We start from the raw sequence: 25,819 nt of genomic DNA on the forward strand, positions 1-25,819 counted from the left end.
TTGTTACCTAAGTGCCAAAAAGTCGAGAATGGCAGCACAGTGATTTTCAAATCCTTGAAAACTGTGGTCGCCGCCTTCTTCAATGGTGAAAGTTGCTCCCTTATATTCTGTGACTGCTAAATTAAAGTCCAGCACTTCATCTGCCGTTTGTAGCATCACCCAAAGTCGCTGCTGACAACTTAAGTGACTTACTTCTAATTGCTTTAACTGTTCGATGTGCTGTTGTTCTAATTGATAATGCTGCTGAGTATAAGGGTTTTGTTGCTCGCCTAAATAGTCTTTTAGCAGTTCATAGGGTTTAACTGCTGGATTAACCAGCACCGCTTTAGCTGAGGTTTGCTGAGCTACTCGGGTGGCTAAAAAGCCGCCCAAAGAACTACCCACTACACCGAGTTTTTTATCACGGTATAAGGCGAGGATATCTTCTATCTGTTGCCAGGCATCGTTAGGGTGACAAGCAAGCTGTGGGCATACCAGCTGAATTTGAGCTTTATATGGTTCAAGGTACTGGGCCATTGCTTGCGCTTTAGCCGAATTAGGAGAGCTATTAAATCCGTGTAAGTACAATAATACTGATGGTGGCTCCACTCAATAACCTTTCGATTTAGGATCAGGAAGAAAACTGCGCTCGGATAAACGCCGCAAGCGAGTAGCAATGCGTCCTTCAGCTGTTAATTGCAAGTAACGCCAACCTGGTTGTTGATGATCTAAAGCAAAATTGGCCGATAAGGGTAAAAACTGAATACAGGTGCTGGGCGTCGCGATAAAAGCAATGCCATCAAACTGGAACTCATAGTTTTGATGAACATGGCCAAAGATCACCCCACGAACATTTGGATAGTCAGCAATAACCGCAAAAAACTTATCAGCATTTTTAAGGTTATGTTGATCTAACCATTTACTGCCCACGGGAATGGCTTGATGGTGCATGGCAATCAACACATGTTTATCGGGATACTCAGCCAAAGCTTCAGCTAAGTTATCTAGCTGACGCTGACTAATTACCCCGTGAGGTTCACCTTCTAGCTGGGTATCCAGCATAATGATTTGCCAATGCTCGCTCACCAATTGCTTAGCAGCTAATACTCCATGCTGCTCAAGGGTAAGCATATTTTCTTGCATGTCATGGTTACCGGGCAACCAAACACAAGAGCGGTCTAACTCGGCAATTCGTTCGGCAAAGCGCTGGTAAGATCGTTTGGTGTGATCTTGAGATAGGTCACCAGTAGCAAGAACATATTCGAAGGGGATGTTGTCACTTTTGATATTTTCTATAACGGCACTGAAACTGTCGTTGGTATTAACCCCCAACAAGCCTGTTTGCTCATCGGCAAACAAGTGAGTATCGGTGACCTGTAATAAGCGCACACTTCCGTCAGGTGCTGTGTTTATGTTTAATTTAGTAAATGCCACAATGTTTTCTTGTAGTTTGCTTAAGCAAACTCAACTTTAATCCGCTGTTTTAAACAAAATACTAACCAGTCATTAAGAAACTGATTTGTTTGATGCTTTTCATCTTGGTGATGCATCTTTTTATTCGGGTAATCATACCTTGGTTTAAGCTTATAAATCTGCTGACTAGCACACACTTCCGCCAACCGTGCATCGTGATACAAGCGCACCAGCAGCTGCGGCTGCAGGTAATTATAGGCTTGGGCACTGGCTTGCCTTATCTCGTAAAGCGCCGTGTAGCGAGTAAGTTCTTTGCTTTCGAGCAAATAATCTTCACCCAAATTTGGAACCAAACGTAATATTTGCCCCACTTCTAGCGGCCCTGGAAATAAACGCGTCATCAAGCTGTAATTGGCAGCATAAAGCTGCATCAACTCGTCGAGGTTGACTCGATAACGAGTAGGGCCAGTATTACTGGGCATCACCATCGCCATCATTTTGCCACTGCTGGCGTACCTTCTGCAAATTCAACTGCAGCCATTGAATAGCAATAACCGCTGCTGCATTGTCGATAATACCTTGCTGCACCCACTCAAAGGCCTGCTCGCGACTGATCACTTTAACTAATATGTCTTCGTTTTCTTTATCTAGGCCGTGAACACCGCCCGCTTGGCTGGAATCTACTTCACCTATATACAAATGGATGCGTTCACTTAAGCCACCAGCGCCCGGCAAAAAACTGTTGCAAGAAAATACCCGATTTACGCTTAAGCCCGCCTCTTCTTCGGCTTCGCGCACTGCTACCTCTAAAGGTGGCTGGCCGCTGTCTAGCATGCCGGCAACAATTTCCAGTAACCAAGGGCTAGCGCCAGTTTCAATAGCGCCAATTCTAAACTGCTCCACCAACACAACTTGGTCTAACTTGGGGTCAAATAACAAAATACCGGCAGCGTGACCACGATCCATCATTTCACGCTGAATCCAGTTACTCCAACCGCCTTGATACAAACGATGGCGCAGAGTATAACGCTGCATTTTGAAGAAGCCTTGATATACATCTTCTACATCTTTGATTTCCACATCTTGATGAGAAAATTGACTACTATTTTGCAACTTTGTCATATTGACCAAGACTCCTTTTTGTAACGATTGGTATAAAAATTGTCAGAACTTATTGATCAAACACAAGATTGACCGTAAATTTATGCTTTTTCTTTGTTATCTAGGTCTTACTCTACAAATAAAGCTGGTATAGACTAGCATTAATTAAACTGTGGTAGTTTTAAACTATTAAGATTTAGTCTACACAAAGTAAATATCTATTCCCGAAATAACCTCGCTAACACAGCGACCAAAGGAAAGGCGTAATGAAGCTGAAAATCAAATCGTTAATATTAGCTTGTGGAATGAGCTCTTTAGCATTCCAAGCCCAAGCTGATGATTTATTGCAAATTTATCAACTCGCTCAAGAAAAAGATCCTGTAATTTTGCAAAGTAAAGCTCAGCGTGACATCGCCTTTGAGCAAATTACTGAATCTCGTGCATCTCTGCTTCCACAAATTGGTTTTGGTGCCGGTGCTAAATACACTGCTACCAGTAACGACACCATTGACAGCATTACCAACACTAATGCATCGGTTGGCCTTAGCCAGTCGCTTTACTCTAAAACCAACTGGACCAGCTTAAGCATCTCTGAGAAGAATGCGACACGTTCTGAAGCCGTATATGGTAATGACGTTCAGAGTCTGATTATTCGTGTAAGTAACGCTTACTTCAATGTATTGCGCGCCATGGACAACGTAAGTTTTGTTGAAGCCAACAAAACGGCCGTTGGTCGTCAGTTAGAGCAAACTAAACAACGCTTTAACGTTGGTCTTACTGCGATTACCGATGTACACGAAGCCCAAGCTGAATATGACCGTACCCTTGCCCAAGAAATTCAAGCGCGTAACGACCTGTCTAACAGCTACGAAGACTTACGAGAGCTAACCGGTTTAGAGCACCGCGAGCTTAACATTCTTAATACCCAGCGTTTTGAGCCAAACCCACTTGAGCAAGGCTCAGACTTTTGGTTAGCTACTGCGACCGACCGCAACCTAGAGCTAAACGCTCAGCGCATTAGTAAAGAGATTGCTCAAGAGCAAATCGAATTAGCACAAAGTGGTCACTTACCAACCCTAGACCTAACTGCAGGTATTGGTTATGACAATAACCAATACGGTAACGACGCCTATGATTCACTTCAAGGCGGTAGTTCAAATGCTGGTAATATTGGTCTTGAGTTCAACTGGCCAATCTACTTAGGTGGCAGCATTGATTCACAAGTACGACAAGCGCAGTTTAGCTATATCGCTTCTTCAGAAGCGCTAGAGCAAACCTTCCGCACAGTGCAAAGCACGGTTAACTCGGTAGTGAATAACGTAAGTGCCAGCATTGGTTCGGTTAAAGCCTTTGAGCAGACAGTAGTGTCTTCACAAAGTGCACTAGAAGCCACCGAAGCAGGCTTTGAAGTAGGTACTCGTACCATTGTTGATGTACAAGACGCCACACGTAACTTGTATTCTGCAAAAAGCGATTTAGCTAACGCCCGTTATGATTATATTCTTAACATGCTAGCGCTTAAACAAGCAGCCGGTACCTTAACTGAAGAAGACGTAGCACTGGTTAACTCTGGCTTAATGCCTCCCCAGTAATATCGTTGGTAAAGATTCGAAATAAAAAAGGGCGCCAATTGGCGCCTTTTTGAATCAACAACAAAACTAGTCGATTTGATTTTGACGAATAGACTTAATGATTTCCGAAGTTGAACAACCATCTTCGAAATTAAGCACTCGCACTTCACCGCCATTGGCAATCACTTCTTGCCCACCAGCAATCTCTTCTGGCTTGTAATCGCCGCCTTTCACCAATAAGTCTGGCAATAAGTTAGCAATTAACCGCTGTGGCGTATCTTCACTAAAATCAACCACCCAATCAACCGCACCTAAACCAGCAAGCACCGCCATACGGCGATCGACACTATTTACTGGGCGCCCTTCACCTTTTAGGCGCTTTACAGAATCATCATTGTTTACTGCAACAATTAAACGGTCACCCAAAGTACGTGCGTGATTAAGGTAAGACACATGACCGGCATGCAAAATATCGAAACAACCGTTGGTCATCACCACCGTTTCGCCGCGACGCTTAGCAGCCTCCAAAGCAAACTTAAGCTGTTGTTCACTTAGCACGCCAAAGCCAGTTTCCTGCGAACCATATACTGCGTTGGCAAGCTCAATGGTAGACACCGTAGACGTACCTAGTTTTCCAACCACAATGCCTGCAGCGGCATTGGCTAAGGCACAAGCATCGTCTAAGCTCGAGCCAGCCGCTAGAGAGCTAGCTAAAGTAGAAATCACCGTATCACCAGCACCGGTTACATCGTAAACCTCTTGTGCTAGCGCGGCTAAATGCAACTCTGGTTGGCCCTTACGGATAAGCGTCATACCGTGTTCACTGCGTGTCACTAGTAAAGCTTCTAGGTCTAACTGCTCGATTAGAGCTTCACCTTTGCTAATAATTTCGTCTTCATCTTTACAGTGACCAACCACCGCTTCAAACTCAGAAAAGTTAGGCGTGAGCAAAGTTGCACCGCGATACTTATCAAAGGCACTGCCTTTTGGGTCAACCAATACAGGAACACCGGCATCGCGTGCCAGAGCAATTAAATCGCCAACTTGGTTTAATGCGCCTTTGTTGTAGTCAGATAAAATAACCACTTGATGTTGCTTCACCTGCTCAGCAAAGCTAGCGCTCAAGTCTTTACTATCTACTTCATGAAAATTTTCTTCAAAATCTAAACGAATTAATTGCTGGTGACGGCTTAGTACCCGTAGCTTGGTAATTGTTGGGTAATCAGCAAACTTAGTAAATTGGCACTCTACACCAACCGCTGCCAACTTGTTTTCTAAGGCTATGCCTGCTTCGTCTTCGCCGCTCATACCTAATAACGTAGAGCCTGCGCCTAAGGCCACGGCGTTTAAGGCTACGTTAGCCGCGCCGCCAGGGCGTTCTTCAATTTGTTCAACTTTAACCACTGGAACCGGGGCTTCAGGCGAGATGCGTCCGGTAGGTCCATGCCAATAGCGGTCTAACATTACATCGCCAACTACTAACACCTTAGCTTGGGCAAACTCAGGGAGGGTTATTCTCATTGTTCACTCTCATCGAAAAATAATTATTAACAGTTTATCATAGTTAAACTTATGGTCTGCGGCATAATCTCTTGATATCCAGTAGACTTTACACATTATTACAGTGACAAAGTAAAATATGGCGAAAATTTCATCACCCAAGCTTAACGCACAATCTTTTCACCCAAAGAACTGGGGGGCCTGGGTATTAATTGGCTTTATGTTCAGTATTAGTTTGCTGCCTTATCGCGTTCAGCATTACTTGGGTTTAGGCATTGGCCGCTTAGGCCGAGCATTGATGAAGTCACGTGTACATATTACCCGCCGCAATTTGGAAATTTGTTTTCCAGACAAAAGTGAAGCAGAGCGAGAGCAACTGGTTGAAGGCTGTTTTCGGCATTTAGGGCATTCGGTAGTGGATACCGCCAATGCTTGGTTTTGGCCACAATGGCGCTTTGAAAAACACTTTAAAGTAGAAGGCCTTGAACACCTTAAAAAAGCGCGTGAGCAACAAGGGGGGATTTTATTAGTAAGTGCCCACTTCTGGACCTTAGAAAGCCATGCTCGCGCTTATGGCACCTTGGATCCTGGTGTTGGGATCTACCGTCCTAACAAAAACTCGGTTTATGAGTACTATCAATATCACGGTCGCACTAAGTCTAATAAATACTTAGTAGATCGCACCGATGTGCGCGGCATGATTAAAGCGCTGCGCCAAGACAATGCGGTTTGGTATGCACCCGATCATGACTACGGTACCCATGCTGCGGTGTTTGTACCGTTTTTTGCTCAAGATAAAGCTGCCACTATTACCGGCACCGCCACCTTAGCTAAAGTGAAAAACGTGCAGGTATTGCCAACCTATGCACTACGTAATGAAGATGGCTCAGGCTTTACCTTGGTTATTGAACCAGCCCTAGATAACTACCCGCAAGGTGATGATGAACAAGATGCCCACACCATAAACCAAGTGGTAGAAAAAGCCATTCTACGCGCGCCCGAGCAATATATGTGGATCCACCGCCGCTTTAAATCTCGCCCAGAAGGTGAACAAGGCATTTATTAATAAAAAGGCGCTGACTTAAACTTAAAAGCAGCGCCTATTCTAAACCTTGAAACTGTTGTTTAGTACTAAGTAAACAGCTGTTGCCAAGTATCGGTAACTACACTTAGATCTTGCTTAAACTCGGCTTTGTTGGCCAAACGTGGCAAACCTTGCAGACCACAGCGATGACACTCATCACGAATATCCAAATAGCTTTGGCTTAGCCCCTGCGCTTGTTCAGGCTTTAACAAATCAAGCTCGGCACAGCTTTCAAATATTCTTACGTTGTCAGTCCATTTACTTAACTGAGGGTACTCTTGGGTATGCAGTAATACTAAGTATTGAGCAATGAATTCAATGTCTACCATACCGCCAGGAGATTGCTTGAGATCCAGAACGTCTTCAGTTTCTCGGCTTAAATGCCCCTGCATTTTACTGCGCATCTCTTGTACTTGTTTGGCTAGCTCTGAAGCTTGGCGTGGTTGAGCTAAAATTTTATGGCGAACTTGGGCGAAACTCTCTGCGAGTTCTGCATCGCCATAAATCACTCTGGCACGCACAAGCGCTTGGTGCTCCCAGGTCCACGCTTCCTTCACTTGATATTGCTCAAAGGCTTCAATGGCGGAAACCAATAAACCAGAAGCACCAGAAGGGCGTAAGCGCATATCTAATTCATACAGTACACCTGAGGCGGTGCGTGTATTAAACAGATGCATAATTCGCTGTGCCAGCTTTAAATAAAACTGCTTACTGTCGATTTGCTTTGGGCCATTGGTATAGGTGCTACTATCGCTATTGTGCAAAAAGACTAAATCTAGATCGGAGCTATAACCAGTTTCGATGCCACCAATTTTGCCATAACCCACTACCGCAAAACCGCGTTGTTGTTCACCTAAATGCTCTGGGTAACCATGGCGCTCAACCATCTGGCTCCAGGCTTGCTCAACCACCGCGTTTACTATTACTTCGGCTACCGCGGTTAGGTGATCGCTCACTTTCATTAGCGGCAATGCACCGGCAATATCGGCGGCAGTAATACGCAGCTGCTGAATTTGTTTGAACTGACGCAGCGCCTCCATTTGCTGTTCCATATCATCGGGCGGAATACGCAACATAAACTCACGGAGCTGCTGGGCGTAACTGTCTTCGCTGGCCGGGTTATACAGAAGCTTAGGATCAAGTAGTTCATCCAAAAGAATAGGAAAGCTCGCCAGCTTTTGCGCCAACATGGCACTGCCTGCGCAAAGCCTTAATAGCTGCTGCAACGAAGCTGGGTTTTCGGCTAACAGCTCTAGGTAAGCGGTTCTTGATAGAATCCGCTCAAGCAATACCATTACCCGCGGCAATACCAAACTGGTTTGAGGATGCTCAAACAGCTGCTGTAATAAACTTGGCATCATCCGCTCTAGGGTTTGGCGACCGCGCTGACCAATTTGGCGCTTCTCTACGGCGTGCATAAAGTGATACATGGTCTCTACGCGAGCTTTTTGTTCTTCCTCGCTACAAACATGTTTGCTCATCAAGCTAGCGAGAGCTTCTCTATCGGCGCCGCAATGCCACAAATCATCATATTCTTGGCCTGCTTGATGCTCTTCTTGTTCCTCTTCACCAATGGCAGATTGGAAGCAGGCGTTTACCTGAGCAAGCCCTTGCTGCAATTGTTGGTAGAAGCTCTCCCAATTTTCATGACCCATTACCCAAGCAACGCGCTGTTGGTCACCGCTTGTATCTGGTAGGGTTTGAGTTTGCTGGTCGTCTATTTGCTGCAGAATGTTTTCCACTTGGCGTAGATACAAATAGTGTTCGCGCAGCATCTTGGTTTGAGCTTCACTCAACTCACCGTGCTCACTTAACTGCGACAAAGCCTGTAGTAGTGAACGGGTTTGTAGCACCGGCTCGCGCCCACCACGAATAAGCTGGAAGGTTTGTACAATAAACTCAATTTCACGAATGCCGCCTGAGCCCAGTTTGATATTATCGCGCAAGCCTTTGCGACGGATTTCAGAGTTAATCATAGCCTTCATCGAACGCAGTGCTTGAATAGCACTAAAGTCGATGTAGCGACGATAAACATAGGGCTTAAGCATGGCCTGAATATCTTGATCAAAGCGCAAGTCTTGGTTAATAACTCGCGCCTTAACCATGGCGTAGCGCTCCCAATCTCGGCCATGATGCTGATAATAATCTTCAAAGGCCGCGTAACTAACGGCCAAGGGACCAGACTCACCAAATGGTCGCAAGCGCATGTCTACCCGAAATACAAAGCCATCTACGGTGGTTTGATCAATCAGTTGAATAAGCCGCTGCCCCATGCGAATAAAGAACTGCTGATTGGCAACACTACGGCGGCCACCTTGGGTTTCTCCGTTCTCGGGAAAACAAAAAATCAAATCGATATCGGAAGAAAAGTTAAGCTCACGCCCGCCTAACTTGCCCATGCCAATCACCACTAAAGGCTGGGCATTACCCTCGGCATCACTGGGAGTACCAGACTCACTACAGCAACGCTTATACAACCATTGATTAGCACAATCTACGCTGCTATCAGCCACTGCTGAAACTTGCGCAAAGCTGTCAGTTACCGCTTGCTTAAGTAATAAATCGCGCCAAGCAATAAGCACCATTTGCATACGGCGAAACTGGCGCAATACCTTTTTAGCGCCGTCATCAGTAATTTGCTCAGCTAACTCGGCACTTAGCTGCTCACGCATTTGCTGTTCGTTTAAGGGCTGGGCTAATAGTTGTTGCTGCCAAATATCCGCTAATAAACTCGGCTGGCAAATGCAACTGCGAGCAATAAAATCGCTCAAAGCAAAAGCGGTTTTACTCTGTAATTGTTGCTGTGGGTCTAGCTGTTCTAATAAATTAGGTGCTAACTCAATGAGGCGCTCCCAAGATTGCTCAGCAATAGTAGATAGCTCGCTAGGGACAGGAAGAGTACTTGGCATGATGAAGAAAACCCGAATCCAAAATTTGGCTTAATATCATCATGATTCATGCTTGAGTACAAGCCAGATCGCAGGGAGTGTAAGCCATATCAAACTGCCACCTAAGCTTCGCCGCAGATCCAAGCAAAAATCTGATTCGACAGCCATTTTTAGTGATGCCCAGCGGTTGTTAGACAAAACTGGCGTATAGTAAAATTAGCGCTAGTTACCATTCGGAATTCATCAATGAAAACACACGTCAATGCCTTTGACCTAGTGATGCTTCTACTGTCACTAATCGCCATTGTGATTGTAAGTAGCTTGCTGTTCTATCCTGCAGACTCTCAGCTCCGCGCCTTACTGATTAACCTTGATACGCTTATTTGCGTGGTGTTTATAGCACATTTCTTGGTAAGCGCTATACGCAGCAAATCCCCGCTCAGCTATTGCAAACACCATTGGATAGATTTAGTGGCGAGCATCCCCATGGTTGAGGCTTTACGTTTATTACGCTTCTTCCACGCGATAAAACTGATAAAAGCCATAAGTGAACAGCGCCACCTGTTAGCAAGCTTAAAACATCGGCGGGTAGAATCGGCCGCAGCCACTGTGTTGTTCACTCTACTAGTGATTATTTTATTGGGTTCCATTGGCATATTACTGGCCGAACAAGACCAAGCTGGCAGCCAAATAAGTAGTGCGGGTGAAGCGCTATGGTGGGCGGTTGTAACTATCTCTACTGTTGGTTACGGTGACTTTGTACCAGTCACCGATGCTGGTCGCATAATAGCCGGCGTCATGATACTCACTGGCGTCGGTTTTTTTGGTGCCATATCCGGTTTAATGTCTACGGTGTTGCTGCGCGGAAAGTCTCAACCTGAACATCAAATAGAACAACTATTGTTAGAGCAGCAGCAAGAACAACAACTTATAAAGCAGCAGCTTAATCAAATCCAACAACAACTGGATGAACTGGTAACTAAGAACAAATAACAAGGAGTATGGTTTAGTTACTACGTAACTTAAGCCAGGCCATGGCCAACGCTTCATAAGCAGCGGTATCGGCTTTACCAATATGGCTCAGCCGCGGTATAAAGCTTTGCCAAGTACTATCGGCATGCCAATTTTTCACCTGATAGTAGGTGGGTGCAGCGGTAGGGTGAAGCCCATTCATTGTAAACAGCAGCATCGCTCGTGGCATATGAGAGGCTTGTGTGATTAGAGTGAGCTTGGTATTTGGGTAAAGCCTAGCAATGTTGGCCGCCTCTTCAGCGGTATCTTTAAGCTGATAGCTACGAATCAGTCGCGATTCAGGCACTCCTAGAGATAATGCCAGCTTGGCAAGCATATCAGCATGTTGTACTCCGCTGCCTTCGTTGTCGCCACCAGACAATAAGATCTTAGCCTGTGGTTGTTGACGCCATAAACGCACCGCTTCGGCAACTTTTATCGCACCACAAGGCAAAACTTGACTAGTAATTGGCTGATTCTCATCTTGATAATGTAAGCAGCCTAGTACCACTATCATTTGGGTATCGGGGGGAAGAGTATGTAAGCCGTTGTATTGCTTCTCCCAATGGTAGATAAGTGCACCACTTACCGGATATAAGCTTAAACAAAACGTCAACAACAAACTAATTATGGCGCAGCTGCGGGCTAGAAGTTTATGACCTCGCAGTCCAAAAAAGAGAGCCAGTAACATAAGCAGCCAAAGTGAGGTACTGGGCATAGCCAATACGGTGAGCAGTTTTTTTAAGGCAAAACCGTCCACGTTTACCAATACACCGCTTGTTGTAAAGCTTGCTGGCGAGAAAACTCGAGGGCATCCAGTAAGGAACGCTCTTTACGACGCACCCACTTTTCAATGGCCTGCTGCAACTCAGCATCTTGCTCTGGCATTAGCTCGCGCAGTGGTTTAAACAAACTCAGCTCTTCAATACCCGATAGAATATCAACCCAAGGCAACCTAAAGTCTTGACGAAGCTCCTGGTCAAACAGCTCGCCAACACACATACCCACCAGTAAATTACGACGTAGTTTAGTGGCTTGTTTCATGTAAGCATTACAATCGAGTTGCGGCTCGGCCAAGGGAGAACGCTGCAGATTATCCCAACTGGTTTGCAACATGATGGTGGCGATATCCTGAATATTCTCTTGCTGCAAAGATTGACGATGCTGCCACTTAGCCTGATATAACCAACGGGTAATCTTTAGCATCAAGCTACAATAACGGGCACTGTGCATCAGTTGGTAAACATCGTCGGGTTGAGGCAAATCGAGCTGACGCTGTTGAAGGGTCTTCAGTAAAGAGCGCTGCTGCGGCAATTTTTTAATTAAGGCGCCACGTTCAGCGGTAAGTTTATTTAAGCTAGCGGCCTGGGTTAGCCAAGCAAACTGTTGGCGCAACCAGCGTAACTCATTAATCCATGAGCACTCCACTAAATCACGCTCACTAAACATTTTGCAAGCCTGATACAACATTTGCACAGCCAAAGATACTTGTTCTAATGCGGCAAAACTGCGCTGCTCTACAAATAGCTGTTCATGATATTGCCAATGCTCTAAAGCACCTGCAAAGATACGGCTTAGGCACTCACTGCTACTCTCGGCGTCACTCAACTTAACCGCCGTTAAGCTTTTTACTTGCTGCGCATAAGCGGTGGCCAGCATATAGCCGCGCTGGGCCTTGCTAATGTTGGCCAGGCGCAAGCTTTCAATAGTGGCAATCTCGCTGGCTAATTCAAATAGTTGGCTAATGTCGCCTTTCACAAACTCAAGCTCAATTTCACAGATTGCTTCATGCTCGCTGCCCGCCGTAAGCGAACCTTGGTCGAATGCTACTTCTATTAAGGTATCGTTAGGAAGGTCAACTAACCAAGTTTGCCTATCGAAGGTGGTGGTAAATAAAGGATTTAACTGATTATTGAGGCTGGCGAGATCGGCACCGGCTGGCCACTCAACCTCTTCAAACAAGGCTAAGTGAGGCTGACTAGATTGAAGTACACAATTGTATTCGGGCCGCTGATGCAAGCCGCCCACACTAAGGCCATCAGTTTTAATGGTTTGAACGTTATCACCATCGCCACTGCGAATACGTAGGCCCATGCCCCAACGCATCAGTTGGCGGTCATCAGTATCAAAATAAACACTGGTGAGGGTTTTCACTTCGGTTTGCAGCACACTATACTGATTGAGCCGAGCCAATAACACCGACGCGCATTGAGGTGTAGCTAAGAGCTTGATTTCAATTTCATTGTTCATGGTTTATCCATGTAGGCTGATGCAGCGACCTGCTCCCTCTGTTCAGTTTTCATACAAAACCTTTGATTCAGCTCAAGTAAAAAGCAACAATTTGTAAGATAAATGCTTGCACTTAAGCTCCGCTACGTTACCATGCGCCTCGCAAAAAATATATCCTTTGCATAGCTAATTGGAACACAGATTATGTCCGGAAATACAATTCTAGGTTTGTTCGCCAAGTCGCCAATTAAACCTCTAGAAGAGCATATAAACGTAGTACACGAATGCTGTGAAGGTCTTGTACCTTTTTTTGAAGCAGTACTAAGTAAAGATTGGAAAACTGCGGCAAAGCGTCGTAGAGACATTTCAAACTTAGAAAAAGAAGCTGATCGCATGAAGCGTGAAATTCGCTTGAATCTACCAGGTGGTATTTTCATGCCGGTTGAACGTTCAGACGTACTCGAACTGCTTACTCACCAAGATAGAATTGCTAACAATGCAAAAGACATTTCAGGCCGCATGTTAGGGCGAAAGATGGAGTTACCTCCCAAGCTTGCAGAAATGTTTATGACTTACTTAGCTCGTTGTTTAGATGCAACAGGTAAGGCTAAAGAAGTTATCAACGAACTAGAAGATCTACTGGAAACTGGCTTTAAAGGCCGTGAAGTAGACCTAGTGAAAAAAATGGTACACGAACTCGACATCATCGAGGACGATACCGACGCACAGCAAATCAAAATTCGTCGAAAATTACAAAAGCTAGAGAAAAAACTAGATCCTATCGACGCAATGTTCCTTTATTTCATCATTGAAGCTATCGGCGAACTGGCCGACCAAGCGCAGCGTGTTGGCGCTCGCTTAGAACTGATGATCTATCGCTAAACAAAGAAAATACTTAGGTAACTCCAATGGAAATTCTTGCAACTTACGGCACTACGCTGATTGTTATTGCGGCCGTTTTTGGCTTTGTTATGGCATGGGGTATTGGTGCCAACGACGTAGCCAACGCTATGGGTACGTCGGTAGGCTCTAACGCTATTACTATTAAACAAGCGATCATTATCGCGATGATCTTTGAGTTCGCTGGTGCGTATTTGGCCGGTGGTGCAGTAACCAATACTGTACGTAAAGGCATCATTGATTCTGGCGCCTTTGTTAATACTCCCGAGCTATTAGTATTCGGTATGATTGCCGCACTACTTGCTGCTGGTACTTGGCTATTAATTGCCTCTTACAACGGCTGGCCGGTATCTACTACTCACTCTATTATCGGCGCCATTGTTGGTTTTGCTGCAGTAGGCGTAGGCACCGAAGCAGTAGAGTGGGCTAAAGTGGGCGGCATTGTAGGTAGTTGGGTAATTACCCCGGCTATTTCAGGTGTATTTGCTTACTTAATCTTTGTTAGTGCCCAAAAGCTCATCTTTGAACATGACAACCCACTAGAAGCTGCTAAGCGCTACGTACCGGGTTATATGTTCCTCGCTGGCTTTATGATGGCACTGGTTACCATTAAGAAGGGCCTTAAGCACATTGGCTTAGAGTTAAGCAGTGTAGAAGGTTACGTTTGGGCTGTAGCTATTGGCGTACTGGTTGCGCTGGTAGGTAAAGTAATTATTAGCCGCTTGAAAATTGACCCTAAAGCTGACCGTCAAATGCACTACACCAACGTAGAAAAAGTATTTGCGGTATTAATGGTAATCACTGCTTGTTGTATGGCCTTCGCCCACGGTTCAAACGACGTAGCTAACGCAATCGGTCCTTTGGCTGCGGTAGTTAGCGTAGTAAGCAACAACGGTGAAATTGGCGCTAAAGCGACCCTAGCTTGGTGGATTTTACCACTAGGTGGTTTAGGTATTGTGGCCGGTTTGGCATTGTTTGGTCACCGCGTTATTGCCACTATTGGTAAAGGTATTACTCACCTTACACCTAGCCGTGGTTTTGCCGCAGAACTTGCTGCAGCAACCACCGTAGTTGTAGCCTCTGGTACTGGCTTGCCAATCTCTACTACTCAAACCCTAGTGGGTGCGGTATTAGGTGTGGGTATGGCGCGTGGTATTGCCGCACTTAACCTCGGTGTAGTACGTAGTATTGTAGTATCTTGGGTAGTAACGCTACCGGCTGGTGCAGCACTATCTATCGTGTTCTACTACATTATGTTGGCTATTTTTAACTAGTACAGCGCTAAACTAGTTAACTTTACTCACATTAACAACGTTGCTGGTTGAGACTAGCAACGTTGTTTCGTACACTAACGGCGAAACTATTCTAAATAAAGAGATACGCCGTGATTGTCAGAACCTTATCTGCTGCTTTTTTATCGCTTGCCCTCGCCTTTCCTGCTCTTGCTCAAACTCGTTACATCTCTGATGACTTATATGTCTTCATGCATTCAGGTCCTAGCAACCAATTTCGTATTGTGGGTAGTGTAAACGCGGGTACCAAAATCAATCAGGTTGAATTCAACCAAGAAAATAAATACGCCAAAATTGTGCTAGAAGGCGGCCGTGAAGGTTGGGTTGAAGCTAAATACCTAAACCGTTCTCCGGGTTTAGCCACGCAATTAGAGCAAGTAAAAAGCCAGTTAGAAAAAAGCCAAACGGCGCTTAAGCAACAACAGCAAGACAGTGGTACGGCCTCTGCTGAGCAAGCTGAAAAAATTAATGCCCAACAACAGCAAATAGAACAACTTCAGCTTACTAACGATCAGTTAAACGAACAGCTAACTCAAATCAGCCAGCAAAATAATGCTATTCAAAACGAATTAGACACCAAAGATGAAGCCGTGCAAATGCAATGGTTTATGCGTGGTGCTGGTGTAGCGGGTATTGGTTTAATTCTGGGTATCTTGCTGCCAATGATCCCACGCCGCAAAAAACGTGATAATCAGTGGATGTAATCATTGCTATTTTCCCCATTAAAAAAGGCGCTTAGTGCGCCTTTTTTGTTAGCCCCACTTTTTTGTTAACCCCAATCTGACAAAGCGTTGAGTCGACATAAGTTACCTGCTACCCGCAGCACAATGTCATCAAGACGAATCGCCACCAACTCAATGTTTTTGGTAACAAAGTCGCCCTCAACTAATTCTTTATCATTAAGGGTGACATAACGACGATTAGGATCTGAAGAGAATACATGTGAGTTAAAGGTTATAGCCGGTACCAATTTTTGCACCTCTGGGTCGAGCGCCCCAACCATGGGTGCGTCGTCATAGTTACTAGGGTCAAGTTCCTCATCCCAACTTAAGGTATTGGTTGCTTGTACAGCCGCAGCAAAACGCTGCTCTAAGCCCTTTTCTTCTGTTGAACTAGACTCAGCAGACGCTGACTGCGGCTCTGGCTTACTGGCTACTACAGAAGAACTGGAGTTTGACCTAGCCACTGGCTCAGCCGCTTGATACTGCGGAATAGGCGCATTTAATAAAGTTTCAAACTGCTTTTGGCGCAGCGCTAGTAAATCAACCTTTTCTAGCCCTTCTAATTGAGGCAAGGCTAAGATCTCTATTTCTAAGTCAGGTTCAACCACCCGAGAAACCCGCATTATTGGTTTGGTTTCTAGCTCTTTAGTCACTGGCTGAATCGCTGCCTCCACTTTAGGCGGCGCAGTATCCTTGGTTGATTGCTGCCACAGCCAAAAACCGCCAGCGCCTAAAGATAAAGTCAGTACCGAACTTAGCACTGCGGTTAATATCGGATTAACTGAAGAAGGCGCAACTAAAGCAACTGCTTCGTTTGGCTGACTACGGCGCTGTGCGTCTAAAATACTGGACATTAGTTCAACTCCTGCAAGCGCGGTTGATCAACATAAATCTGTTGGTTAAGACGCAATAAAGTAAACACACCAGCTATACCATCGGCACTTAGACGATTTTGTTGCTGGAACTGCTGCACTTGGCGGCTTAACTGGGCATCAAAGCTAAAGGTTTTACGTGGACGCTGTCCTTGAATCAACGACAAACTTTGCTCTAGCCAATAAACCGCTTCGCCTTGGTTGCCTTGCTTAAGCACCCCAGTAAAGCCTGGGGGTTGCTTCCAGAGTACTTGAAACTCACCGCTCCAACGTTGCCCAAACCAAGATCGGCTAACCATAATTGCGCGGTCACCCATCCATAATTCTAATTTAGGCCCCCAATGGCGCACCACCGCATAAAAATAATGGCCATCTTCTTCTAACTCAACCACCGCGGGAAGGTTTACTTCACGCAATGCCCGCTCGCCGCCAGTAAGGTTTAAACAATATAAGTTTAAGCTGGTCACCAAGTTACAGTTTGCTTGCGCATTCGCCACATCGTAACCCCAAGTGCGTAGCAATAATTGCCAAGAGCGTGCTGGCAAACTGTTGTTCGCGCGCAGTTGCTGCCACTCTTGTTTAATTGCTTGAATATCATCTTGGCTTGGTTCTACCAGCACTGGCTCAACAGCTACGATTTCCACTTCAGGTTCTTCAACGGTAGGAACAGCAGCGACTTCTGGGCTTGTTTCTGCAAGCTTGGCGGGTTGCTGCAAGATAAACCAGGCCATCACGATTAAACACCCTAACAAGGCACCACTTAGTACATAGTTAAGATTAATACCTTGTGCTTTCGGCTCGCCAAGGGCCACCTCTTCAATCGCTTGATTAAGCGCCTTTTTATCCACCTGCATTTGGTCACGACCATAGGCTGCTAACAAAGCACGATCGCATAGCAAGTTAATAACACGCGGAATACCATCAGCAGCTTTAAATAATTGTTTAATTACCGCAGGAGCAAATAATGGTCGCTCACACCCTGCCACCATTAAACGGTGGCGCACGTAAACTTCTACTTCATTTACCGTTAATGGTAACAAATGGTAACGGGCAGTAATTCGCTGCGCCAGCTGACGCAAAATTGGCTGCTTTAGCTTTTGTTGTAGTTCGGGTTGGCCAATTAATACCACCCGCAATAACTTGCGTGTATCGGTTTCAAAATTGGTTAATAGTCGCAGTTGCTCGAGGACTTCTACCGACAAGTGCTGAGCTTCATCAATTAGCAGCATGGTATTGCCGCCTTGGAAATGGTTCTCTAACAAGCGCTTACGAATCGCGTCACCAAAGTCTTTAACACTAAAGGAATCGCGGTCGTATTCAATGCTAAGCTCATCACACACAGTAGCTAATAACTCTAGCTCGGTAAGGCTAGGGTTTAATACCAAGGCAACTTGGGTGTTTTCTGGTACCTGTTTAAGTAAGGCGCGCGACACGGTGGTTTTACCGGTACCAACCTCACCGGTAAGCAGAACAAAGCCGCCAGTCTCACCCAAACCAAAAGTAAGGTGAGCTAAGGCTTCTTTATGCCGCTCGCTCATAAACAAGAAATCAGGGTTTGGCGCTATCGAAAAGGGACTTTCCGTTAAGCCAAAATAATCCAAATACATTAAACCGCTATCCTTTCACCGATTATGGCTGCTACTTAATCTACAAGTCGCAATCCAAGCCCTATTGAGCATTGATAGGTGTATAATACCCCCACGCAAAGCGTTTGTGGATATTAGTTAGCGAGGAGTGATAAGTGGAAACCTATTTAGTCGGCGGAGCAGTACGAGATCAACTACTAGGTTTGCCAGTAAAAGACCGCGATCACGTAGTAGTTGGCGCAACTCCCGAACAAATGCTGCAGCTTGGTTACAGCCAAGTTGGTAAAGATTTCCCGGTATTTTTGCATCCACACAGTCAAGAAGAATACGCTTTGGCCCGCACTGAGCGCAAACAAGGCATCGGTTACACCGGCTTTAGTTGTGATTTTTCCGATGATATTCGCTTAGAAGACGATCTACTGCGACGCGACCTTACAGTAAATGCCATTGCCCGCGCCGAAAATGGCGATCTCATTGACCCCTATGGCGGGCAACGCGACTTAGAAGCCAAACTGTTACGCCATGTATCACCAGCTTTTGTTGAAGATCCGTTGCGAGTATTGCGAGTAGCTCGCTTTGCCGCGCGCTTTCATCATCTAGGATTTAAAGTAGCTGATGAAACCATCGAGTTAATGCGAGAAATTGCTCAATCTGGCGAATTAGCCAGCTTAACCCCAGAGCGTATTTGGCGAGAGTTAGAAAAAGCGCTGAGTAGCCAATCACCACAAGTGTTTTTTGCGGTATTGCGAGAAGCCGGCGCACTGGCTGCCCTTATTCCTGAGCTAGACGATTTATTTGGTGTACCTGCCAGCCCCAAATGGCACCCAGAGATTGATACCGGTATTCACACCTTAATGGTGATTGAGCAAAGCGCTAAGCATGAATACCACGAAGTGGTGCGGTTTGCCGCTTTATGCCATGACTTTGGCAAGGCCCTCACTCCCGAAGAAAAGCTACCTTCTCATCCAGGCCACGGGCCCAAGGGCGTGAAACTCATCAAAGCCTTTTGCCAACGAATAAAGGTCCCTAACGAATACCGCGATCTGGCCCTGCTAGTTGCCGAGCATCATATTACTATTCACAGCGCTTTGGAGCTTCGCCCCGAAACAGTGCTAAAGCTGTTTAACCGCTGCGATGCTTGGCGCAAGCCGCAGCGTTTTACCCAAATACTAGAAGCTGGCGTGGCCGATATTCGTGGGCGCTTAGGCTTTGAGCAACACGATTACCCGCCCTATGACTATTTGCTAGCGCAACTTGAAGTGGCCAACAGCGTGAATATTCAAGCTATTGTGCAACAAGGCTTTAAAGGTGAGGCAATTAGAGAACAAGTGCATCTAGCGAGGCTTAAGCTGATTAAACAAGAAAAACAGCGTTACTTGCAACAGCTTGAGCAATAACTTAATCAGGCGCTAAGCAAAATAAAAAGCACGCCAATTAGCGTGCTTTTTTGGTTCTAGCGCAAAGAGGTTTAACTTAAGGCCAAAAAGGCAAATAAAGTAATTCCCAACACCATGCGGTAGATAACAAATGGCTTCATGCCAACCTTGTTCACCCACTTAATAAACAGGTGGATACAAGAATAAGCACTGATAAACGACACCAATATACCTAGCGACATAGCAGACCAATCAATATCAACCGGATTATCAGCCATGTCTTTGCCCATAAGTACACAAGCACCAACAATTACCGGAATAGACATTAAGAAGGAAAAGCGAGCAGCTGCTTCACGGGTTAGACCCAGCATTAAGCCAGCGGTAATGGTTATACCGCTACGCGATGTTCCAGGAATAATGGCAATGGCTTGGGCAACACCCACAAACAGAGCTTGTTTCCAGCCAATTTTATACTCATCGTGCACGAGCTTCGCTTGAGAGTCGGCCCACCATAACAAGCCACCAAACACGATGGTGGTGGTTGCAATCACGTAAGCCGAACGCAAGTACTCTTCAATCATCGATTTAAACAAACCGCCAAACAATACCGCAGGAATGGTGGCTAATATAATTAACCAAGCTAGCACTGCTTCGGGGCTGCGATTACCGGCAAAGGAGCCTAGCCAAGCCTTTAGCATTGCCCATACTTCTTTTCTAAAGTACCCCAGCACAGCAAACAAACTACCTACGTGCACGGCTACGTCAAAAGCGATGCCTTGATCATCCCAACCAAAGATTTGCGAAGGTAAGATTAAATGGGCTGAACTGGAAATTGGTAAAAACTCGGTCAAACCTTGGATCAAAGCCAAAAAAATGGTCTCGAATGTACTCATTCTTGGTTCCTTGCTGCTAAAAAATTATAAATTGAAACTCTCTACAAGAGTGAGCGCTTGGCTACTATGATCAAAATCTTGCCATAGTTGCGTGTAAGTTTGATGAAGTGTTGGATGTATCAATTCGCCAGCAATATCTGCCAGTGGCTTTAATACAAAGGCACTCTTACTTATCTCGGCTCTGGGTAATACACAGGGTGAATCTACCACTAAGTGGTTATATAAAAGGATATCGATATCTAGCGTTCGTGACGAGTACTTTTGTGCATCCATTGCTCGCCCATGTTCAAATTCAATCCGTTTGATCGCCTCAAACACCGCTTGCAACGATAAGGGGCTAGTAAACTTAGCCACTAAATTGTAAAACGCAGGCCCATCAAATCCCAAGGCCGGGCTTTCGTAAACAGGGCTTAGGCTTAACTCGCCAAACTGCTCGCGTAAGGCCGCCACTCCCTGACGAATGTATTGCTCGCGCTCAATATTACTGCCAATACCTACAAAGATATCGGCCATTACGAAAGGTAATCCTTTTGCTCGCGCTGGATTTGTACACCAACATTGCTGGCAAAAGGCACCGCACCGGGTTTATTAATGGTGACTTTTATCCACGGCACAGAAAACTGTTGAATCACCAAGCTCGCCACTTTTTCAGCTACCGTTTCAACTAATTCGTGGGCTTGCCCAGTCACTAAGTCGCTCACCGCTTGGCTTACCGAAGCATAATCCAAGGCAAGTGACAGATCGTCGCTTTGGGCGGCAGGCTTGTTATCCCACGCCATTTCTAGATCGATAAGCAACTTTTGCTTAATCTCTTTTTCCCACTCGTAAGCACCGATGGTGGCTAATACGGTGAGATCTTTAATAAATACTTTATCCATAATTCTGGCTGCTGTGCTGCAAACGTGCTTATTAGCCTTAGCTAAAAAAACAGCGTATGATTTGATCTTTGAGAGAGCGCGATAATACCGCAATTCAGCAATTGGTGGAATGCTTCTAAGCTAATGGGTTTACTCGGTTTATTTTTTATTACGGCGGCTTATTTGCTGGGTTCTATATCCAGCGCCGTACTAATATGCCGAATTTATCGCTTACCCGACCCTCGCCAACACGGCTCAAACAACCCCGGCGCCACCAACGTTTACCGCATAGGCGGCAAAATTCCCGCAGCATTAGTACTGGTGTGTGACCTACTAAAAGGCATGGTGCCAGTTTGGCTGGGCTATTACGTTGGCCTAGCGCCTATTGTTTTAGGCTTTGTCGGCATAGCCGCATGTTTAGGCCACATGTACCCCATCTTTTTTCACTTTGAAGGCGGGAAAGGCGTAGCTACAGCCTTAGGCGGCGTACTACCCATTGGCTTAGACTTAGCCGCCTTGCTGATAGTCACCTGGATTATTACCTTAAAACTGCGTGGTTATTCCTCTTTGGCGGCCATAGTGAGTGTAAGCCTCGCACCTTTATATACTTGGCTCATTAAACCAGAGTACACCTTGCCAGTCGCCATGCTGGCCTGCCTGATTATTATCCGCCACCAAAGCAATATTAGTCGCCTACGCAACCACACCGAAAGCAAAGTAGTAAACAAAGACCAATAAAAAAGCGCCTCATCTGGGCGCTTGAATCTAACTACATCACTTTAGCCGGCGGCAGCTCATCAAGCGGCCAACGAGGCATCGCTTTTACTGATAAACCTTCGGTTTGCCCCGCCTTAAAACGCTGCATGCCAGCGTAGGCAATCATAGCGCCGTTATCGGTACAAAATTCTGGACGAGGATAAAACACCTTTCCGCCTCGCGACTCCAATAACTCACCCAACTGCTCACGTAGTGACTTATTGGCACTCACACCGCCAGCAATCACCAAGCGCTTCAAGCCAGTTTGCTTTAAAGCGCGACGGCACTTAATGATCAAGGTCTCGACTAAAGCTTGTTGAAAAGCCAAAGCAATATCAGCCTGAGTTTGCTCATCTTTGCCTTCCGCATCAATGGTGTTTTTAGCAAAGGTTTTAAGGCCGGAAAAGCTCATATCTAAACCAGGACGATCAGTCATCGGCCTAGGAAAAGTAAAGCGGCCTGGTGTGCCCTTTTCAGCCAAACGGCTTAGAGCTGGGCCACCTGGGTAATCTAAACCTAATAGCTTGGCGGTTTTATCAAAGGCTTCACCGGCTGCATCATCAATAGACTCACCAAGAATTTGATATTCGCCAATGCCGTCCACTTCTACTAATAGAGTATGGCCACCGGAAACTAACAAGGCTAAAAATGGAAACTCCGGTGGATTGTCTTCCAACATTGGGGCTAGCAAGTGCCCTTCCATATGGTGAACCGGCACAGCAGGCTTATTCCACGCCATCGCTATACTGCGCGCTGTAAGCGAGCCCACTAACAAGGCCCCAACTAAACCCGGACCAGCAGTGTAAGTAACTGCATCTATGTCTTCGGGGCTGCAATTGGCTTCAGCCATTGCCTCTTTTATTAGCGGAATGGTTTTACGAATATGGTCACGCGAGGCTAACTCGGGCACCACACCACCATAATCGGCATGCAGCTTAACCTGGCTGTAAAGAACATCGGCCAATAAACCTTGTTGGTCATCATAAATGGCCACGCCCGTTTCATCACACGACGTTTCAATACCTAGTACACGCATAATCTTGCTTTTCCTGCTTAGTTACTGGCTTAAAAATAGGTGTTTTTAATGCTTAAGCCCGCTTAAAATCGCAGCTATATTACTTGCTAGCGGCTTATTTCACCAGAGGATTACAAATAGGCTTTACATTGCCCCCTAGTTCGGCTTAAAATTCCGCACCATTTTTAAACACTCAGGCTGATTTTTGTTCGGCCGTTAATAAACCGGAAGGTGATAGGCATATGCCAATCGTTAAAGTACGTGAAAACGAACCATTTGACGTAGCTCTACGTCGTTTCAAGCGCTCTTGCGAGAAAGCAGGTATTCTTTCTGAAGTTCGCCGTCGCGAGTTTTATGAAAAACCAACTACAGCTCGTAAACGTGCTAAAGCGTCTGCTGTTAAACGTCACGCTAAGAAATTGGCTCGTGAAAACGCACGTCGCGTTCGCTTGTACTAAGCGCTGTTAATAACCTATGTCATTAAAAGCAACCTTACAAGATGAGCAAAAAGCAGCAATGCGCGCCAAAGACAAGTTTCGTCTTGGCACACTGCGTATGTTGCTTGCGGCTGTTAAACAGGTAGAAATTGACGAGCGCATTACTTTAGATGATGACCAGATCCTGAGCATCATTGTTAAACAAGTAAAACAGCGTAAAGACGCAGCTGAACAATTTACAGCAGCCGAACGTCAAGACTTAGCTGATAAAGAACTTGCCGAGATTGAAATCTTGGAAGCGTTCCTTCCTCAAGCGCTTAGCGAACAAGAAGTGGCTTCGTTAATCGAAGCAGCTATTGCTCAAACAGGCGCTGCAGGAATGCAAGATATGGGTAAAGTGATGGGCATCCTGAAACCTCAGGTACAAGGCCGTGCAGACATGGGTGCTATTAGCGCCGCTGTTCGCAGTAAACTAGCCTAAGCTCGTCCCTTAGAATACTCGAACAAGCCGTGTTCTCATTGAGTTCACGGCTTGTTTGTTTTTAAATTTCGCTGAAGATGGTAGTGAATGGCTGGAAGAATACCGCAACAGTTTATCGATGATTTATTGGCTCGTACCGATATCGTAAGCCTTATCGATCAACGTGTGCGCTTAAAAAAAGCCGGCAAAAACTACTCAGCATGCTGCCCTTTTCATAATGAAAAATCTCCCTCTTTTACCGTAAGCCAAGACAAACAGTTTTATCACTGCTTTGGTTGTGGCGCGCATGGTAATGCCATTAGCTTTTTAATGGAGTACGACAAACTCGAGTTTGTAGATGCCATTGAAGACTTAGCCAGCCAAATGGGTGTTGAAGTAGAGCGAGAAAACAGCAACAACAGTAAATTTGATAAAGCCAAAAGCCAGCAACAGCGCCAAGCCAGTAAAGACTTATACGAGCTAATTGGTCATGCTAGCCGCTTTTTTCAACAGCAGTTACGGGTTAACCCAAACAAACAACAGGTTATCGACTACCTAAAAAGCCGCGGCTTAAGTGGCGAAATAGTACAGCGCTTCTCTATAGGTTACGCGCCCGATGAGTGGGACGCACTAGGCAAAGCCCTTGGCGGTTCTAAGCAAGCAAGCCAACAGCTAGTTGATGCCGGATTATCCATAGAAAATGACAAAGGTCGCCGCTACGACCGCTTTCGTGACAGGGTCATGTTCCCTATTCGTGATAAACGTGGCCGCTATATTGGCTTTGGTGGGCGGGTATTTGGCGACGGCACACCTAAATACTTAAACTCTCCAGAGACTAGCGTATTCCATAAAGGACGCGAGCTTTACGGCCTTTACGAAGTGCGCCAAGCGCACAAACAAGTACCTCAAATTTTGGTGGTTGAAGGCTATATGGATGTGGTGTCCTTAGCCCAGTTTGATATTGATTACGCGGTTGCCTCACTGGGTACTTCTACTACCCCAGAGCACTTGCAAACGCTATTTAGAGCCAGTGAGCAAATTATTTGCTGTTATGATGGCGACCGAGCTGGCCGCGACGCCGCATGGCGCGCCCTAGAAAATGCCCTACCGCATTTACGCGACAACGTAGAACTTAAGTTTATGTTTTTGCCCGACGGTGAAGACCCTGACACCCTAGTTCGCCAAGAAGGTAAAGACGGCTTTGAACAGCGCATGCGCGACGCCATGCCGCTTTCGCGATTCCTGTTTGAACGCCTAAGCCAAGAAATAGACGTCACTACAGACGCAGGTAAAAGTCACTTGGCAGCCCGCGCTTCTGAGCTAATTAAACCGGTTCAGGCTGAATTTTATCGCGAAATGCTCAAGGGCGAATTGGCCAAATGGTTGCGCTGGGATAGTAACCGCTTAAATAAGTTTTTTTCCGCAAGCGACCCCAAGCCCCAAAACAATCAGGCCAACACACTCAAAATCACCCCAATGCGTAAAGCCATTGCGATGATTTTGCAACGTCCTAACATTGCCAATGAATTACCGCCATCAGAGCAGCTTAAGCAAGTTAACATTAAAGGCATGCCACTGTTATTGGCACTGATTAGCGAAATACACAAGAAACCCGAGATTACCACCGGCCAGCTAATTGAACGCTGGCGCGAACAACCTGAGCAAAAGCACTTAAGTGCATTGGCAGGCTATAATTTAGAAATTGACGAATCAGGCTACCCAGACGAGCTGCAAGATATTATTGCCAGTTTTGTGGAGCAACTGCTACTGCAGCGTTACGAGCAACTCAATGTTAAGTCACTGCAAGGCACACTTAGCGTAGAGGAGAAATATGAAATGCAGCAATTGGTAGTGGAATTAAAGCCTTAAATGGCTTG

The 25,819-nt window shown here is 45.8% G+C and carries 25 protein-coding genes; 11 read left to right on the forward strand and 14 right to left on the reverse strand.

What is annotated here, in order from left to right:
• Positions 1–3: 3 nt before the first annotated feature.
• Genes K5609_RS17360 through nudF form a run of 4 tightly spaced genes read right to left on the reverse strand, consistent with a single transcriptional unit; the run spans position 4 to position 2,514 of the window.
• Positions 4–588: a YqiA/YcfP family alpha/beta fold hydrolase gene (locus K5609_RS17360; RefSeq protein WP_221074732.1), complete on the reverse strand. Its 585-nt coding sequence runs from the start codon at positions 586–588 to the stop codon at positions 4–6.
• A complete protein-coding gene (gene cpdA, locus K5609_RS17365; protein WP_246611884.1) occupies positions 589–1,413 on the reverse strand; it encodes a 3',5'-cyclic-AMP phosphodiesterase in 825 nt (274 codons plus the stop codon).
• A 20-nt stretch (positions 1,414–1,433) separates the two neighbouring features.
• Entirely contained in the window at positions 1,434–1,874 is a 441-nt protein-coding gene (locus K5609_RS17370) for a DUF1249 domain-containing protein (protein ID WP_221074733.1), read from the reverse strand.
• Positions 1,864–2,514, reverse strand: coding sequence for an ADP-ribose diphosphatase (nudF, locus tag K5609_RS17375; protein ID WP_221074734.1), 651 nt, complete (start codon positions 2,512–2,514; stop codon positions 1,864–1,866). The genes K5609_RS17370 and nudF overlap by 11 nt, the downstream gene beginning before the upstream one ends.
• A gap of 245 nt (positions 2,515–2,759) precedes the next feature.
• On the opposite strand from nudF, the gene tolC reads away from it, so the two are divergent.
• Entirely contained in the window at positions 2,760–4,085 is a 1,326-nt protein-coding gene (tolC, locus tag K5609_RS17380) for an outer membrane channel protein TolC (RefSeq protein ID WP_221074735.1), read from the forward strand.
• 66 nt (positions 4,086–4,151) lie between these two features.
• Here tolC and hldE read toward each other — a convergent pair whose 3' ends face one another.
• A complete protein-coding gene (gene hldE / locus K5609_RS17385; protein ID WP_221074736.1) occupies positions 4,152–5,585 on the reverse strand; it encodes a bifunctional D-glycero-beta-D-manno-heptose-7-phosphate kinase/D-glycero-beta-D-manno-heptose 1-phosphate adenylyltransferase HldE in 1,434 nt (477 codons plus the stop codon).
• 118 nt (positions 5,586–5,703) lie between these two features.
• On the opposite strand from hldE, the gene lpxL reads away from it, so the two are divergent.
• Positions 5,704–6,630, forward strand: coding sequence for an LpxL/LpxP family Kdo(2)-lipid IV(A) lauroyl/palmitoleoyl acyltransferase (gene lpxL / locus K5609_RS17390; protein WP_221074737.1), 927 nt, complete (start codon positions 5,704–5,706; stop codon positions 6,628–6,630).
• A gap of 65 nt (positions 6,631–6,695) precedes the next feature.
• On the opposite strand, the gene glnE is transcribed toward lpxL, so the two are convergent.
• On the reverse strand, positions 6,696–9,557 hold the full coding sequence (glnE, locus tag K5609_RS17395) for a bifunctional [glutamate--ammonia ligase]-adenylyl-L-tyrosine phosphorylase/[glutamate--ammonia-ligase] adenylyltransferase (RefSeq protein WP_221074738.1): 2,862 nt from the start codon (positions 9,555–9,557) through the stop codon (positions 6,696–6,698).
• A 225-nt stretch (positions 9,558–9,782) separates the two neighbouring features.
• Between glnE and K5609_RS17400 the strand changes: the two genes are divergently transcribed.
• Entirely contained in the window at positions 9,783–10,529 is a 747-nt protein-coding gene (locus K5609_RS17400) for a potassium channel family protein (protein WP_221074739.1), read from the forward strand.
• Between the two features lie 13 nt (positions 10,530–10,542).
• On the opposite strand, the gene K5609_RS17405 is transcribed toward K5609_RS17400, so the two are convergent.
• Together K5609_RS17405 and K5609_RS17410 are read right to left on the reverse strand one after the other, a co-directional pair.
• Positions 10,543–11,307, reverse strand: a complete 765-nt coding sequence (locus K5609_RS17405) for a YdcF family protein (RefSeq protein WP_221074740.1) — start codon at positions 11,305–11,307, stop codon at positions 10,543–10,545.
• Positions 11,308–11,309: 2 nt separating this feature from the next.
• The gene (locus K5609_RS17410; RefSeq protein WP_221074741.1) at positions 11,310–12,797 is read right to left on the reverse strand and encodes a CYTH and CHAD domain-containing protein; all 1,488 of its coding nucleotides are present in this window, start codon (positions 12,795–12,797) and stop codon (positions 11,310–11,312) included.
• Positions 12,798–12,980: 183 nt separating this feature from the next.
• Between K5609_RS17410 and K5609_RS17415 the strand changes: the two genes are divergently transcribed.
• From K5609_RS17415 to K5609_RS17425, 3 genes are all read left to right on the forward strand, one after another.
• Entirely contained in the window at positions 12,981–13,658 is a 678-nt protein-coding gene (locus K5609_RS17415) for a TIGR00153 family protein (protein WP_221074742.1), read from the forward strand.
• 26 nt (positions 13,659–13,684) lie between these two features.
• Positions 13,685–14,950: an inorganic phosphate transporter gene (locus K5609_RS17420; protein WP_221074743.1), complete on the forward strand. Its 1,266-nt coding sequence runs from the start codon at positions 13,685–13,687 to the stop codon at positions 14,948–14,950.
• 110 nt (positions 14,951–15,060) lie between these two features.
• Positions 15,061–15,672: a TIGR04211 family SH3 domain-containing protein gene (locus K5609_RS17425; protein ID WP_221074744.1), complete on the forward strand. Its 612-nt coding sequence runs from the start codon at positions 15,061–15,063 to the stop codon at positions 15,670–15,672.
• A gap of 65 nt (positions 15,673–15,737) precedes the next feature.
• Here the strand turns inward: K5609_RS17425 and K5609_RS17430 are convergent, their stop codons facing one another.
• Complete coding sequence (locus tag K5609_RS17430) at positions 15,738–16,544, reverse strand: general secretion pathway protein GspB (RefSeq protein WP_221074745.1); 807 nt, start codon at positions 16,542–16,544, stop codon at positions 15,738–15,740.
• Complete coding sequence (locus K5609_RS17435; protein ID WP_221074746.1) at positions 16,544–18,169, reverse strand: ExeA family protein; 1,626 nt, start codon at positions 18,167–18,169, stop codon at positions 16,544–16,546. The genes K5609_RS17430 and K5609_RS17435 overlap by 1 nt, the downstream gene beginning before the upstream one ends.
• A 134-nt stretch (positions 18,170–18,303) precedes the next feature.
• Between K5609_RS17435 and K5609_RS17440 the strand changes: the two genes are divergently transcribed.
• On the forward strand, positions 18,304–19,545 hold the full coding sequence (locus tag K5609_RS17440; protein WP_221074747.1) for a multifunctional CCA addition/repair protein: 1,242 nt from the start codon (positions 18,304–18,306) through the stop codon (positions 19,543–19,545).
• 71 nt (positions 19,546–19,616) lie between these two features.
• On the opposite strand, the gene K5609_RS17445 is transcribed toward K5609_RS17440, so the two are convergent.
• From K5609_RS17445 to folB, 3 genes are read right to left on the reverse strand one after another with little or no spacing between them, the layout of a single operon-like run.
• Positions 19,617–20,417 (reverse strand): undecaprenyl-diphosphate phosphatase, encoded by an 801-nt coding sequence (locus K5609_RS17445; protein WP_221074748.1) that lies wholly within the window; start codon positions 20,415–20,417, stop codon positions 19,617–19,619.
• A gap of 24 nt (positions 20,418–20,441) precedes the next feature.
• Positions 20,442–20,930: a 2-amino-4-hydroxy-6-hydroxymethyldihydropteridine diphosphokinase gene (folK, locus tag K5609_RS17450; RefSeq protein WP_221074749.1), complete on the reverse strand. Its 489-nt coding sequence runs from the start codon at positions 20,928–20,930 to the stop codon at positions 20,442–20,444.
• Complete coding sequence (folB, locus tag K5609_RS17455; protein WP_221074750.1) at positions 20,930–21,295, reverse strand: dihydroneopterin aldolase; 366 nt, start codon at positions 21,293–21,295, stop codon at positions 20,930–20,932. Before folB ends, folK begins: the two co-directional genes overlap by 1 nt.
• Positions 21,296–21,418: 123 nt before the next feature.
• Here folB and plsY point away from each other — a divergent pair, with 123 nt between their 5' ends.
• Positions 21,419–22,012 carry a glycerol-3-phosphate 1-O-acyltransferase PlsY gene (gene plsY / locus K5609_RS17460; RefSeq protein WP_221074751.1) on the forward strand — a complete coding sequence of 198 codons (594 nt, stop codon included), beginning with the start codon at positions 21,419–21,421 and terminating at the stop codon, positions 22,010–22,012.
• A 31-nt stretch (positions 22,013–22,043) separates the two neighbouring features.
• Here plsY and tsaD read toward each other — a convergent pair whose 3' ends face one another.
• Complete coding sequence (tsaD, locus tag K5609_RS17465; RefSeq protein WP_221074752.1) at positions 22,044–23,066, reverse strand: tRNA (adenosine(37)-N6)-threonylcarbamoyltransferase complex transferase subunit TsaD; 1,023 nt, start codon at positions 23,064–23,066, stop codon at positions 22,044–22,046.
• A gap of 221 nt (positions 23,067–23,287) precedes the next feature.
• Between tsaD and rpsU the strand changes: the two genes are divergently transcribed.
• The 3 genes from rpsU to dnaG all read left to right on the forward strand — a co-directional run bounded on the left by rpsU (position 23,288) and on the right by dnaG (position 25,811).
• Positions 23,288–23,503 carry a 30S ribosomal protein S21 gene (gene rpsU / locus K5609_RS17470; RefSeq protein WP_016403353.1) on the forward strand — a complete coding sequence of 72 codons (216 nt, stop codon included), beginning with the start codon at positions 23,288–23,290 and terminating at the stop codon, positions 23,501–23,503.
• 16 nt (positions 23,504–23,519) lie between these two features.
• Entirely contained in the window at positions 23,520–23,963 is a 444-nt protein-coding gene (locus K5609_RS17475) for a GatB/YqeY domain-containing protein (protein WP_016403354.1), read from the forward strand.
• 87 nt (positions 23,964–24,050) lie between these two features.
• Positions 24,051–25,811, forward strand: a complete 1,761-nt coding sequence (gene dnaG / locus K5609_RS17480) for a DNA primase (RefSeq protein WP_221074753.1) — start codon at positions 24,051–24,053, stop codon at positions 25,809–25,811.
• Positions 25,812–25,819 lie beyond the last annotated feature (8 nt).

It is taken from the genome of Agarivorans aestuarii (genome assembly GCF_019670125.1).
Taxonomy (GTDB): Bacteria; Pseudomonadota; Gammaproteobacteria; order Enterobacterales; family Celerinatantimonadaceae; genus Agarivorans; species Agarivorans aestuarii.

Coding starts and splice junctions, on each gene's coding strand:
- K5609_RS17370 (WP_221074733.1), bottom strand. CDS start 1,874: ATGCCCAGTAATACTGGCCCTACTCGTTATCGAGTCAACCTCGACGAG.
- nudF (WP_221074734.1), bottom strand. CDS start 2,514: ATGACAAAGTTGCAAAATAGTAGTCAATTTTCTCATCAAGATGTGGAA.
- tolC (WP_221074735.1), top strand. CDS start 2,760: ATGAAGCTGAAAATCAAATCGTTAATATTAGCTTGTGGAATGAGCTCT.
- hldE (WP_221074736.1), bottom strand. CDS start 5,585: ATGAGAATAACCCTCCCTGAGTTTGCCCAAGCTAAGGTGTTAGTAGTT.
- lpxL (WP_221074737.1), top strand. CDS start 5,704: ATGGCGAAAATTTCATCACCCAAGCTTAACGCACAATCTTTTCACCCA.
- glnE (WP_221074738.1), bottom strand. CDS start 9,557: ATGCCAAGTACTCTTCCTGTCCCTAGCGAGCTATCTACTATTGCTGAG.
- K5609_RS17400 (WP_221074739.1), top strand. CDS start 9,783: ATGAAAACACACGTCAATGCCTTTGACCTAGTGATGCTTCTACTGTCA.
- K5609_RS17410 (WP_221074741.1), bottom strand. CDS start 12,797: ATGAACAATGAAATTGAAATCAAGCTCTTAGCTACACCTCAATGCGCG.
- K5609_RS17415 (WP_221074742.1), top strand. CDS start 12,981: ATGTCCGGAAATACAATTCTAGGTTTGTTCGCCAAGTCGCCAATTAAA.
- K5609_RS17420 (WP_221074743.1), top strand. CDS start 13,685: ATGGAAATTCTTGCAACTTACGGCACTACGCTGATTGTTATTGCGGCC.
- K5609_RS17430 (WP_221074745.1), bottom strand. CDS start 16,544: ATGTCCAGTATTTTAGACGCACAGCGCCGTAGTCAGCCAAACGAAGCA.
- K5609_RS17435 (WP_221074746.1), bottom strand. CDS start 18,169: ATGTATTTGGATTATTTTGGCTTAACGGAAAGTCCCTTTTCGATAGCG.
- K5609_RS17445 (WP_221074748.1), bottom strand. CDS start 20,417: ATGAGTACATTCGAGACCATTTTTTTGGCTTTGATCCAAGGTTTGACC.
- folK (WP_221074749.1), bottom strand. CDS start 20,930: ATGGCCGATATCTTTGTAGGTATTGGCAGTAATATTGAGCGCGAGCAA.
- folB (WP_221074750.1), bottom strand. CDS start 21,295: ATGGATAAAGTATTTATTAAAGATCTCACCGTATTAGCCACCATCGGT.
- plsY (WP_221074751.1), top strand. CDS start 21,419: ATGGGTTTACTCGGTTTATTTTTTATTACGGCGGCTTATTTGCTGGGT.
- tsaD (WP_221074752.1), bottom strand. CDS start 23,066: ATGCGTGTACTAGGTATTGAAACGTCGTGTGATGAAACGGGCGTGGCC.
- rpsU (WP_016403353.1), top strand. CDS start 23,288: ATGCCAATCGTTAAAGTACGTGAAAACGAACCATTTGACGTAGCTCTA.
- K5609_RS17475 (WP_016403354.1), top strand. CDS start 23,520: ATGTCATTAAAAGCAACCTTACAAGATGAGCAAAAAGCAGCAATGCGC.
- dnaG (WP_221074753.1), top strand. CDS start 24,051: ATGGCTGGAAGAATACCGCAACAGTTTATCGATGATTTATTGGCTCGT.